Source organism: Phaeobacter sp. LSS9 (assembly GCF_003443595.1).
GTDB lineage: Bacteria > Pseudomonadota > Alphaproteobacteria > Rhodobacterales > Rhodobacteraceae > Phaeobacter > Phaeobacter piscinae.
Map to the genome: position 1 here is coordinate 890,428 of NZ_CP031956.1, position 12,724 is coordinate 903,151.

Here is a 12,724-nt window from a genome sequence, read left to right on the forward strand (position 1 = left end):
ACCTCAGATCTTGACCAACCGCTTGCGCATCCAAAGCAGGATGACAGCATAGGCCAGCAGAATGATCAGCAGCGCCACCGCAATGGTCGAGGCATAGCCAAAGTCCAATTTGCGGAACGCCGTGGTGAAAATATAGGTGGACAGGATCTGTGTCGAATTGGCCGGGCCACCGCCTGTCATCACGAAGATCAGATCCGCGAAATTCGCAATCCAGATGGTGCGCAGCATCACCGTGATGGCAATCATCGGCGCCAGAAACGGCAGCGTTATCTTGGTGAAACTCTGCCAAGGCGTTGCGCCATCGATCTCTGCCGCTTCGTACAGCTCGCCGGGAATGGATTGCAGCGCCGCCAGTAGCGTGATCGCAAAAAACGGCACCCCAAACCAGATATTGGCGGTGATCGGTCCCCAGATCGCCAGATCAGGATCACCCAGAATATTATAGGGCTCAGACAGCACGCCAAGGGCGGCCAACCAATGCGGGATCGGTCCGATCACCGGATTAAACAGCCAAGCCCAGGTCAAAGCCGACAGAAATGTGGGCACCGCCCAAGGCAGGAATACCAGCGCTTGGAACAGTTTTTTACCGAAGAACTGCGTATTCAGCAGCATCGCCAGACCAAGCCCAAGGAAGAACTGAAAGAAGATCGACCAAAAGGTCCAGAAGACGGTGTTCTCCAGCGCGATCCAGAACTTTCGATCACTCCACAGTTTTTCATAGTTCTCAAAGCCAACCCAACCGGTAGCAAAAGGATTGAGCAGCTCAATCGACTGAAAGGAATAGGAAATTCCGACAATCAACGGCATCAACATGACGCTGCCGATCAACAGGATCATCGGCGACAGATATAGAAACGGCTCCACCATATACTGCCAGTAGAGCGAGCGTCGTGCCCCGGTTCCCCCGGACACGACGGTTGTTTTGGCGCGCGCAATCACTGCTTTGCCTGCCATTTGGCGTGTTCGTCGGTCAGGAATTCTGCCCATTCATCCGCCAGATCCTGAGCGCTGCGCTGCCCCAGCAGTGCTTCCTGGCTGGTTTCCAGGACCACCGTGCTGGCAAAATAGCCCCATTTCTCCAGATAGGTCGGCATGGTTGTGGGCTCATACTGATCGCCATTCAGCTCCTTGAACCAGCCTTCGAATTGTTCGGTCTGGAAATAAGGATCCTGATCCGCGCCTTTGTGAACCGGGATCACACCAACACGTTTCGCCCAGGTGCCATTGGCCTCGGGCGCGGACAGGGCCGCGACCAGATCAAAGGCTTTGTCCTCATGTGCTGTTGCCTTGAAGATCGACCACCCCGCAAAACCGATGGTCGGGAACGCCTTCCCTGAAGGGCCGACAGGCATCGGGATCACCGCAAAATCCTCGGCGGGCATCCGTTCCGAAATCGCGATCAGCGCATCCGGGTCCTGATCAAGGAACGCGCAGGTGCCGGAATAAAAGCCGGCCACGATCTCATTGAACCCCCAGCTGACCGCATCTTTCGGCGCGTAACCGTTCTGGTAGAGATCAAGCATGAACTGGATCCCCTCAACCGAGCCGGGTTCATTCATCCGGCTTTTGCCATCCTCGGTGAAGAAGTCATTGGTGCCGTTCATGGCGGCCGCCATCATCACCCAGCCGTTGGTTCCACCGGGACCGCCGCGTAGGCAGTAGCCTGATTTGCCCTCCAGTTCGGACACAGCAGCCGATGCGGCCATGAAGTCTGCCATGGTTTCCGGCGGCGCAACCCCGGCTTCGGCAAGCAGATTCTTGTTGTAGAACATCGCCCGAAGATAGAACCCGTAAGGGATCATATAGAGATCCCCGGCCTGACTGCCCATGGCGACGGTCTTCTCTGTGAGGGTGGCACCATGCTCCCAGTCGGCGACGTGATCACTCAGACTGGCCAGCTGGCCGGAGCCTGCATAAAGCGCCTGCCAGGTGTCCGGCATTTCAACAACATCCGGGATATCACCACCGGCGACCATTGTGGCCAGCTTCTCAAACGCCTGTCCCCAAGGCAGGCTGATGATCTCAACCGTCACATCCGGGTTCGCGGCCTCATAGCCGTCAACGATGCTCTGCAAAACCTTGGTGCGTTCCGGGCTGGTGATCACTTCGACCAGCTTCAGCGTTGTCTCCGCATAGGCGGCGCTTCCCATCAGCATCGCTGCCGTGGTGATCCCTGTCAGAAATTTTTTCATCTTGTCCTTCCCCTTGTCGTGTGACGGTGCACACGGCCCTGTCAGACCGTGCTGGTCGCGAGGGCAGATGTGACATCCGCCCACAGGTCCTCGGCCTCCTCCAGCCCGAGGTTCAGCCGAACGAGGTTCGGCGAAACGCCAAAACGCTGCATCGAATTTTCTTCGCCAATCTGTGCAAGCCCGACACGGGCTGGCAGGATCAGGCTCTCGAATCCGCCCCAGCTGACGCCCAGCCGAAAATGGCGAAGCGCATTGGAAAACGCAGGAATATCCACGCTGTCGTCAAATTCGACCGCCATCAGCCCAGAACGTCCGGTCAGCCCCGGCACCGCGTTCGGCCCCGGAGAATGCACCCGGCGCACCTGTGGCAGCGCGGCCAGCCGGTCAACAAACAGCGTCGCTGTGGCTTGATGCTGACGCATCCGGGCAGCGAGGGTCCGCAGGCCCCGTGTCAGCAGAAACGCCTCAAACGGCGCCAGTTTGGCGCCCAGGAGCGGCAGTGTCAGATCACGGATCCGGTCAATATGCTGCTGCGCCGCAACCACCACGCCGGCCACTGTATCGGAATGGCCGGAGATGTATTTGGACGCGGAATGCAGAACAATATCGACACCCTGCGTCAGCGGTTTCTGAAACACCGGGCTGGCCCAGGAGTTGTCGATCATCGTCAATACGCCGTGCCGTTTGGCATGGGCTGTCACCTTCTTAAGGTTCAGCGGCTGAAACACGACCGAGCTGGGGCTTTCGAGATAAGCGAGGCGCACCCCGTTCAACAGCTCCGGCTCTTCTTCCAGTTGATGCGGCGCGTAATAGTCGATCTCCACCCCAAATGGTCGCAGCATCCGTTCCATGAACCGATAACTGTCGGGGTAGACATGCTCGACGCAGGCGATCCGGTCCCCCGGTTTGACAAAGGCCAGCAGCGTCGACGAAATCGCCGCCATACCGGAGGCAAAGCCAACTGCCGCCTCCCCCTGTTCCGCCTTGGCCATCAGCGCCTCAAACGCGGCGACCGTCGGGTTCTGAACGCGCGTGTAGATCGCAGCGTCACTGCGTCCCGCCATCCGGTCCTCAAATGCCTCATAGCTGTCAAAGCTGAACAGCGATGTCTGCACAATCGGCGGCGTGATCGCACCGCTCCCGTCGTCCATGACCGCCGCCATCAATGTTGCCAGATCCGCCCCCTCAGTCATTGCGCCCCTCCACCATGGACTGCATCGACTCGCGGATCTCCGCTTCGACCATATCCAGAATGCGTTCCATGACCTGAGCCGCAGCGCTCTCGTCACCGGCGACCACCGCCTCGGCGAGCGGCAGGTGCAGCGGGATCGACGCCTCGCCCAGATGCGGTTTGCCAAACGGCGCCTCATATACCTCGTTGAAGCCATGCTGGATCTGCTGGATCAGCTGACCAAACAGCGGGTTGCCGCAGGCCTCCTGCAACGCTTCGTGAAAGCGATAGTCCGCCGCGCGCCAGTCCTGCCCGGCGCCATGGATCGCAATCAACTCACCCACGCGCCCCATGATGATCCGGCCGCTTTGCGGCGTGATATTGCGCGTCGCCAGGCGTACGGTTTCGATCTCAAGCGGGCGACGCACGGCGTGGGTCCGCAGCAGGCTCTCTGCCTCCAGCTTGAGCGTCACGGGCAGGTGAATGGCGTTGGAGACCACCTCGGTGGCGAGCCGCGTACCGGCTTTTTTATTGCGGGTCACAATGCCCATGTTCTGCCAGGCGGTCAGCGCCTCACGTACTTTTGCGCGACCAATCCCAAGCTGGCGGGCAATGTCGACCTCCGGTGGCAGCCGATCACCGATGCCAAGTCCCTCCACCTCAATCATATGCGTCAAAGCTTCCAGAACATCGCGGCTGCTGCTGCGCGCCGGAAGTGGCGCCATGCTGTGGCTGAATTGTTTTGGATCACGCGCTGCCATGCTCTGCCTCTCTTTGGGTCGGCGTTGTGCCGAACCCCGTCTCAGAAAAGCATGTCAGTATTGTCCGACATTATCAATATTATTGTAGGACATATAATATACAACAGTATCAGAGCCTTAAACCTATGACACCCGATGGCGCATCGCGACCCTTGCGGCGTCACCCGCCGCCGCAAGGCCACCGATCATGAGACGGACAGAGCGATTCGACATAGGTTAGTCACCGCCATCACCAACCACTGTCCTGCCCAGAGGGCGGTAGAAACCCGTCAATACATGCGTTGATCCGTGTGCGGCGATCACCCGGCCGGGGCCCATATTAGGGCGCGGCTGTCTACAGCGACCGGTAACACCGACCGACGACCTCACACGGCACATTAACATAAGGTACCAGGACCCGCTTATCCTGTGCTGCGCAGGGAACGATCCTTATCCCGGTCCGACGTCTTGTCGGGCGCCCCATCGGGCGCGGCGACCGCATCCGCCTGTCCCTCACGAGCGCTATGCCAGTGCAGCAAATCCTCGAACGCCATCGGGCGGCCAATCACATAGCCCTGCAGCACATCTGCGCCCAGGGCGGTGAGCACACTGGCCTCCTCCCATGTCTCAACGCCCTCAACGACGGTCTCTGCACCAACACTGGCCGCCATGTCTATCAGCCCGCGCATCAGGTCCTGACGCGCCGGTTTGCGATCAATTTCACTGGCAAAAACCCTGTCGATCTTGAGCCGGTCAGGCTGCAAGGCGAGCACACCGGCAATGCTGGCATGACCGGTCCCAAAATCATCAATCTCTATGCTGATGCCCAGATCCTTGAGCATGGCGATCTTCTGCGCGTAATCATCGCTGATCGTGTCCAGAAACACGGTCTCCAGCAGTTCAAAGGACAGCCCACCGCCTGGAATGTCATCGCGGCTTTGCAATTCCGCGATCAATTGCGGATCAGCCAGACGGGCCGCAGAAACATTGACCGAAATAACTGGTAAATCAATACCCTGACGGTGCAGTTCCCAATACCCCTGCAGGGCCAGATCGAGGATCGCCATATCGAGATCTGCGCTGCAATTCATCTCCTCGGCGATGGGCAGGAACACGTCCGGCGTCAACAGACCACGGTGGGGGTGTTGCCAGCGCGCCAGAACCTCGCAGCCGATAAGGCGACCGGTTTTTGCGTCAATCTGCGGCTGGAACAGCGCGGTGATCTCATTGCGCTCCAAAGCCTCTCGGAAATCGCGGATCAGGTTCGTCTTGTCGCTATGGGCCTGCCCGATCGCATCGTTATAGGCCACCACACGGTCTGATCCTGAGGACTTTGCCTCATATAACGCAAGATCGGCACGCCGCAGCGTCGATTTCAACGGCTCCCCCGGTTCCATAACGGCAAACCCGACCGACACACCGAACCGCAGATGCACCTCCTGATAATATAACGGCTCCAATAGGCTAAACGCCAGATCCTGGCACATCTCCTCCGCCCCAGCACCCCTGTCCGAGACCTGTACAAAGGCTGTGAATTCATCTCCCCCGATGCGAAAGGCAAAATCCCGACCATCCCGCATTTGTCCCGACAACCGACGGGCCACAACCTGAAGCACGGCATCCCCTGCCGCGTGGCCGTAGGTGTCATTGATCTCCTTGAACCGATCCAGGTCCAGCGCCATCACCAGCGTCACCTCCCCCGGCACCCGAACCGGCGCGGCGAGGAAATCTTCAAGGTATTTCCGGTTGCCGATCCCGGTCAGTTTGTCATGACGCGCTGCCCAGGCGCTTTCCTTCTGGGCCTCACACATGGCGTCAAACGCGTCTTCGGCAATAGCCCGCATGTCACGTTCGCGCCGCAGGGCGTCAATCCGCTCGGCGATTTCGGTCTCCACGCGATCCAGCACGCGGTTATAGCGATACGCCAGAGCACCAAGCCGGGTCGATGGCTCTACCCGCACGCGCTGGCTGAATCGGCCTGATCTTTGATGCCGTTTCATATCCTCCAGCAGTTCCAAAAGCGCGTTGCGCTGGTTGTTTTCCGCAAGGTTCAGCCCGCGCACCTCGTCCCGTGGCTTGGCGCGCAACAAACCGCGGTCGTTCAACATCCAAACAAGCGGCGCGATTGTGGCCAATACCCAGGCCCCGACCGCACCAACACCAAGGAGTTGAATGCCAAGCTGACCAAGACGACTGCCCGCCGGAAGCGCCTCATAGGGGACCGCAACCGCTACTGCCAGCGTCCCGACAATTCCCGCTGCCAGGTGAACCGGAACAGCACCAACGACATCGTCGATTTTAAGCGCGTCCAATACGTCACGGACGAACATCACCGTCAGCGCCCCGGCAACGCCGATCACGAATGCCGCTGGCCCGGTCACCAGATGGATCGCGGCGGTCCCGGCCACAAGCCCTCCCAAAATGCCGTTGATCAACAGCTCTGCGCGGATGTGGCCGTTCAACAACAGCCCTACCGCGATGGAGGTCACCCCGGCCCCGGCTGCGGACAGCATGGTCCGCGCCACAATCGGCGCCACATCTGCGTTGGACACCATCGCAGTGCCACCATTAAACGCGCCCCAGCCAATCCACAGCAGCATGCCCCCCAACGCCATCAGCGAGATCGAATTTTCCTCAAAGAACCGGTTCTTATGCCCATAGCGGCCCAGCCGGGGACCCAGAAACAGCACTGCAATCAAAGCGGTCCATCCGCCGACGCTATGCACCACCGTCGCTCCGGCAAAATCAATGAAGCCGATCTGACGCAACCACCCATCGGGGTTCCAGACCCAGTGCCCGGCCAGCGGGTAGACCAATCCGGCCAGCGTCAGGGAGGTGGCGATATATCCCAGAAACCGCTCCCGTTCAGCCACAGCCCCGGAGACGATGGTCGCCGCCGTCGCCGCAAAAGCCGTTTGAAACAGGAACATTGCGGAGACATGCGCCTCCAGCCCGCCGATGTGGTCAGTATCGGCGACATGCACATGATCCGGCACATGCCCCGCAGTTCCCGTTAGCACATTGGACAGGCTCGGAAAAAATCCATCCACACCCACCAACCCACTCAGGCTACTGCCAAACATCAGACCAAACCCGGCGATCCAGAACACGGTCCCAACGAGGCAAATATCGGCGAGGTTTTTCAACGCAACATTGGCGGCGTTCTTCTCCCGCACGGTGCCGGACTCCAGACACAGGAACCCACATTGCAGGATCAGCACCAATAACGCCATAATGACCGTCCAGGCGGTGTCGAATTCAGCCATATAAGCCCCTCCGGATATCGCCAACACCAGAATGGTTGCGGCAAAATTCTCCTAAAGGTAGCAATTCGATCCCAAGAAACTGTTGCCCCACCACAAAGCTCGCGTGAAATATCCCTCGAGTTTTGAGCTAATTTTCCCGCAATGACCAACCGTGGCACTGTCACTTGCGTCTGCTCCGATTTCCGATCAACCTGCCGTGAAATCTCCGATAACGATTCACTCCCGAAGGATCCCGCGTGTTCGAAACCCATTCAGATCATTCCCGCCGACCGCGTCAGCTGCGCAGCCCTTGGCGTGCGGTGTCGGCGATGTTCGTGCTAAACGGCACGCTCTTCGGCATCTGGGCTTCGCGCATCCCTGCCATATCTGAGATCCACGGATTGTCTCCCGGCGGGCTTGGACTGCTTTTGCTGCTGATGGCGGCCGGTGCGATCCTGTCGTTTCCGCTGGCGGGACGTGCGGCCGACCGGATCGGCGCGGCCCATGTCACGCGCCGGGTGGCGCTGGCCTATGTTCTGGGGCTGGTGTTGCTGGCGTTGGCGCCCAACCTGCCACTGCTGGCGGCAGCGCTGTTTGTCTTTGGTGCCGCCCATGGCAGCATGGATGTGGCCATGAATGCTTGGGCCAGCGAAGTGGAGACCCGCGCGGCGCGGCCAATGATGTCGTCTTTTCATGCGATGTTCAGCCTCGGCGCCGGTCTCGGTGCCCTATCGGGTTACATTGCAGCATCCATCGACGCGCAGATTCCAATGCATTTCCTGGTAGCTGGCTGTGTTTCAACGCTGCTCACGCTTTATATGGCCCAGATCCCCTGGGTCGCGAGTTCCACCCCAGAGAGTGACGCTGCGAAATCTGCCCTGCTGCCACGCGGCGCGTTGCTGGCGGTCGGGTTCGTCGCCTTCTGTGGCGCAGTTGGCGAGGGCGCCATGGCCGACTGGAGCGCTATTTTCCTGGTACTGACCACCGGCGCAAGCGAGGCTGATGCCGCACTTGGCTTTGCGGTTTTCTCCATTGCGATGGTGGCGGTGCGGCTGGTTGGCGACCTTGTCGTCGCGCGCATTGGCCCCGTGGCAGCAGGCCGTCTTGCCGGAGCAAGTGCCAGCCTTGGCGCGCTGATTGCGGTCAGCTGGGGCAGCTACGGTGCGGCGATGGTCGGCTTTGCCTTGATGGGGATTGGCTATGCGTTGGTCATGCCGCTGGCCTTCAGCCGCGCGGCCAGCGATCCGGATATCCCCGCCGGCGCCGCCATTGCCAGCGTTGCGACATTTGGCTACGGCGGTATCCTGATCGGCCCGCCGATGATTGGTGTCACCGCTGAGCTGATGTCGCTGCCTGCGGCCTTCCTGATCCTTGCCGTACTTGCAGTATTTATCGTTATTTTCTCGCACGTTTTAAGGCGTAGCTAACCTAACATAGGCAAGAAAAAGGGAGGCACAGCGGCCTCCCCCTCCAGGTGCACGGATCAGGTGGTTCTTGTTACCGCCCGAGGTCGTTGCCTGTGTCCTGATCCGTGTCGGGATGAGCGCACCCATCCCGGGTTCCGAACCGCCGCGACATCCCTTGTGCCGCGACGATCATCATTCCGTTGCCTGCCCGTTTCAGCTACAGCCAGAGGTGCCGCCGCAGGTGTTGCATTTCATGCAGGTGCCATTGCGCACCAGCGTGTAGTTGCCGCAATCGCCGCAGGCCTCACCTTCATAGCCCTGCATCTTTGCCTTGGTACGGGCATCCATGCCGCCGGAGACTGCCGGCGCTGCCGCATTTGATGTCTCAGGCACCAGCGATTGCAAGGCGGAGACAGGATCAGTGCCATCCGCCAGCATCTCGGTCTGGCCGCCCTGAAGAACAACCAGCTCCTGCGGCAAGCGCTTACGCAGATAGCCGGTGGAGGAGATCTGCTTCAGGACTTCCAGCGACCGGGTCGCGGCGGTCTCACTCAGTTCGGAAACGTTGGAGACACCCTCTTCCTCACCCCGTCCCAGATCGTCAAAGCTGGCGCCTTCCGGTTTGACATGCGCCAGATCGGTGCGGTCCAGATAGCTCACCGCCAATTCGCGGAAAACATAGTCGAGGATCGAGGTCGCGTTTTTGATCGAGTCGTTGCCCTGCACCATGCCCGCAGGCTCAAATTTGGTGAAGGTGAAGGCGTCCACGAACTCCTCCAGCGGCACGCCGTATTGCAGACCAACCGAGACCGCGATGGCGAAGTTGTTCATCATCGCCCGGAAGCCGGCCCCTTCCTTGTGCATGTCGATGAAGATCTCGCCCAGGTTGCCATCTTCATACTCGCCGGTGCGCAGATAGACCTTATGCCCCCCGACGACCGCCTTCTGGGTATAGCCCTTGCGGCGTTGTGGCATCTTGGTGCGATGGGATTTCACCACCTCTTTGATGACCACTTTCTCGACAATTTTCTCGGCCAGGGTGATGGCTTTTTCCTGCTGCGAGCCGCTTTCCAGCACCTCTGCCGCCTCGTCATCATCCTCAACCAGCGCCGCCGCCAGCGGCTGGCTCAACTTGGAACCGTCACGGTAGAGCGCATTGGCCTTCACCCCCAGCGACCAGCTGAGTTCATAGGCTTTCTGACAATCCTCAATGGTCGCGTCATTGGGCATATTGATGGTCTTGGAGATCGCGCCGGAGATAAAGCTCTGCGCCGCCGCCATCATCAGGATATGGCTCTCAACCCCAAGGTACCGCTTACCTTTCTTGCCGCAGGGATTGGCACAATCAAAGATGTGATAATGCTCTTCCTTCAGATGCGGCGCACCTTCCAGCGTCATCGACCCGCAGACATGGTCATTTGCGGCCTCGATATCGGCCTTGCCAAAGCCAAGGTGACGCAAAAGGTCAAAGGTCGGGTCGTTCAGCTTGGTTGCCGGGATGCCCAGAACGCCGGTGCAGAAATCCTCACCCAGCGTCCACTGGTTGAAGACAAACCGGATGTCAAAGGCACTTTCCAGTGCGGCATCGACCTTCGCCAGCTCCGCCGGGCCAAACCCATGGCCGGCCAGTGAGGTATGGTTGATGCCCGGCGCGTTGCCGATGGTGCCGTGACCCACCGCATAGGAGACGATCTCTTCAATCTGCGCCGGGGAATAGCCCAGCCCCTCCAGCGCTGCAGGCACCGACCGGTTGATGATCTTGAAGTAGCCGCCACCGGCAAGCTTCTTGAACTTCACCAGGGCAAAATCCGGCTCAATCCCGGTGGTGTCGCAATCCATCACCAGACCAATGGTGCCGGTGGGTGCGACAACGGTCGCCTGCGCATTGCGGAACCCGTGACGCTCGCCCAGCTCCAGCGCCTCATCCCAGCTGCTCATTGCCAGTTCTGCCAGACGCGGATCGGGGCAATTTGCACTGTCAAGCGGCACCGGCTTCACGGCCAGGCCTTCATAACCGTCAATCGACCCATGCGCAGCCGCCCGGTGGTTGCGGATCACCCGCAGCATATCGCTGGCGTTCTGCTCATAGCGGGCAAATGGCCCCAGTTCCGACGCCATTTCTGCCGAGGTCGCATAAGACACGCCGGTCATGATCGCCGTCAGCGCACCGCAGAGGGCGCGCCCCTCCGCACTGTCATAGCCAAAGCCCATGTTCATCAGCAGACCGCCAATATTGGCATAGCCCAGGCCGAGCGTGCGGAAATCATAAGAGCGCTGCGCGATTTCCTTCGACGGGAATTGCGCCATCATGACGGAGATTTCCAGCGTCACGGTCCACAGGCGGCAGGCGTGCATATAATCTTCGGCCTGGAACTCCCCATCCTTGAGGAAGGTCAGCAGGTTCAGCGACGCGAGGTTACAGGCGGTGTCGTCCAGGAACATATATTCCGAACAAGGGTTTGAACCGCGAATTTCGCCATCGGACGGGCATGTGTGCCATTCGTTGACCGTATCGTGGAACTGGATCCCCGGATCAGCGCAGGCCCAGGCCGCATGCCCCACCTTTTCCCACAGATCGCGGGCCTTCACCGTTTTGGCCACCTTGCCATCGACGCGGTTGATCAGCTGCCAGTCGGCATCTTTCTTCACCGCATGCAGGAAGGCATTGGTGACCCGGATCGAGTTGTTGGAGTTCTGCCCTGAGACCGAGCTATAAGCGTCGCTGTCCCAGTCGGTGTCATAGGTCGGAAATTCGATCGAGGTGTGGCCCTGCTTGGCATAATCCAGCACGCGTTTGACATATGTCTCCGGGATCGCGACCTTTTTTGCCTCGCGAATGGCCAGCTTCAGCCCGTCGTTCACAGCCGGATCATAGGCGTCGGCTTCGGCCCCATCCCAGCTGCGAATGGCCTCGAACAGGCCGTTCAGCATCTTCTCATGCATCTTGGAGCCCGCGACGATGGACGCCACTTTCTGCTCTTCGATCACCTTCCAGTCGATGAACTGTTCAATATCGGGGTGATCCGCATCGACGATCACCATCTTGGCCGCACGCCGCGTGGTGCCGCCGGATTTGATGGCGCCAGCCGCACGGTCACCGATTTTAAGGAAGCCCATCAGGCCAGAGGATTTGCCGCCCCCGGACAGCGGCTCGCCCTCACCGCGCAGATGGCTGAAGTTGGTGCCGGTGCCGGAGCCATATTTGAACAGGCGCGCTTCGCGCACCCAAAGATCCATGATGCCGCCGTCCTGCACCAGATCGTCGGAAACCGACTGAATAAAGCAGGCATGAGGCTGTGGATGCTCATAGGCGCTGTCGGATTTGGTCAGCCTGCCGGTTTTATAGTCGACATAGTGGTGCCCCTGCGCCGGACCGTCGATGCCATAAGCCCAGTGCAGACCCGTGTTGAACCACTGCGGGCTGTTGGGCGCGGCGCGCTGGGTCGCCAGCATGAAGCGCATCTCGTCGAAATAGGCGCGAGCATCCTCCTCAGTGGAGAAATAGCCCCCTTTCCAGCCCCAGTAGCACCAGGCACCGGCGAGGCGGTCAAACACCTGCTTGGAAGAGGTCTCACCACCAAATTCCACATCATCGCCCGCCGGAACGGAGCGCCAGAGGAATTCAGGAACGCCTTTTTCACGGAGCTTTTTCAGTTTGCTGGGCACGCCCGCCTTACGGAAATATTTCTGCGCGATGACGTCGCTGGCAACCTGGCTCCAGCCTGCCGGAACCTCAACGCCCTCAAGACGGAACACAATGGTGCCGTCCGGATTGCGGATCTCCGACGTTGCAGGAACGAACTCCAGATCGGCATATGCGTCCTGCCCAGATTTAGTGAATTTCCGTTCAATCTTCATGCCATCTGCCTCTTTTCTGCAGTCCCACTGTCACAAATCACGCCTTCTTCCGGCGTATTGCGCGTCGTTATTCACGACAAAACATCCTGTGGCGCACCTCATAGAAGATGCG

General features: G+C 59.6%; 7 protein-coding genes. 1 reads left to right on the forward strand and 6 read right to left on the reverse strand.

The features are described from left to right. Window positions 1-3: 3 nt before the first annotated feature. The 5 genes from D1820_RS04320 to D1820_RS04340 form a co-directional block, all read right to left on the reverse strand. Window positions 4-954: a carbohydrate ABC transporter permease gene (locus D1820_RS04320; RefSeq protein WP_040169252.1), complete on the reverse strand. Its 951-nt coding sequence runs from the start codon at window positions 952-954 to the stop codon at window positions 4-6. Further along, entirely contained in the window at window positions 936-2,192 is a 1,257-nt protein-coding gene (locus D1820_RS04325; protein WP_118067995.1) for a sugar ABC transporter substrate-binding protein, read from the reverse strand. The genes D1820_RS04320 and D1820_RS04325 overlap by 19 nt, the downstream gene beginning before the upstream one ends. Before the next feature lie 41 nt (window positions 2,193-2,233). Beyond that, a complete protein-coding gene (locus D1820_RS04330; RefSeq protein WP_040169255.1) occupies window positions 2,234-3,385 on the reverse strand; it encodes an aminotransferase class I/II-fold pyridoxal phosphate-dependent enzyme in 1,152 nt (383 codons plus the stop codon). Beyond that, on the reverse strand, window positions 3,378-4,124 hold the full coding sequence (locus tag D1820_RS04335; protein WP_096868833.1) for a FadR/GntR family transcriptional regulator: 747 nt from the start codon (window positions 4,122-4,124) through the stop codon (window positions 3,378-3,380). Before D1820_RS04335 ends, D1820_RS04330 begins: the two co-directional genes overlap by 8 nt. Window positions 4,125-4,525: 401 nt before the next feature. Beyond that, on the reverse strand, window positions 4,526-7,369 hold the full coding sequence (locus D1820_RS04340; RefSeq protein WP_118067996.1) for an EAL domain-containing protein: 2,844 nt from the start codon (window positions 7,367-7,369) through the stop codon (window positions 4,526-4,528). A gap of 236 nt (window positions 7,370-7,605) precedes the next feature. On the opposite strand from D1820_RS04340, the gene D1820_RS04345 reads away from it, so the two are divergent. Next, window positions 7,606-8,775, forward strand: a complete 1,170-nt coding sequence (locus D1820_RS04345; protein WP_118067997.1) for an MFS transporter — start codon at window positions 7,606-7,608, stop codon at window positions 8,773-8,775. 192 nt (window positions 8,776-8,967) lie between these two features. Here the strand turns inward: D1820_RS04345 and D1820_RS04350 are convergent, their stop codons facing one another. Beyond that, window positions 8,968-12,612 (reverse strand): vitamin B12-dependent ribonucleotide reductase, encoded by a 3,645-nt coding sequence (locus tag D1820_RS04350; RefSeq protein ID WP_118067998.1) that lies wholly within the window; start codon window positions 12,610-12,612, stop codon window positions 8,968-8,970. Window positions 12,613-12,724: the final 112 nt, after the last annotated feature.

Bases quoted from the DNA above. Each gene is read 5' to 3' on its own strand.
- D1820_RS04320 (WP_040169252.1), bottom strand. From the start codon at position 954: ATGGCAGGCAAAGCAGTGATTGCGCGCGCCAAAACAACCGTCGTGTCC.
- D1820_RS04325 (WP_118067995.1), bottom strand. From the start codon at position 2,192: ATGAAAAAATTTCTGACAGGGATCACCACGGCAGCGATGCTGATGGGA.
- D1820_RS04330 (WP_040169255.1), bottom strand. From the start codon at position 3,385: ATGACTGAGGGGGCGGATCTGGCAACATTGATGGCGGCGGTCATGGAC.
- D1820_RS04335 (WP_096868833.1), bottom strand. From the start codon at position 4,124: ATGGCAGCGCGTGATCCAAAACAATTCAGCCACAGCATGGCGCCACTT.
- D1820_RS04340 (WP_118067996.1), bottom strand. From the start codon at position 7,369: ATGGCTGAATTCGACACCGCCTGGACGGTCATTATGGCGTTATTGGTG.
- D1820_RS04350 (WP_118067998.1), bottom strand. From the start codon at position 12,612: ATGAAGATTGAACGGAAATTCACTAAATCTGGGCAGGACGCATATGCC.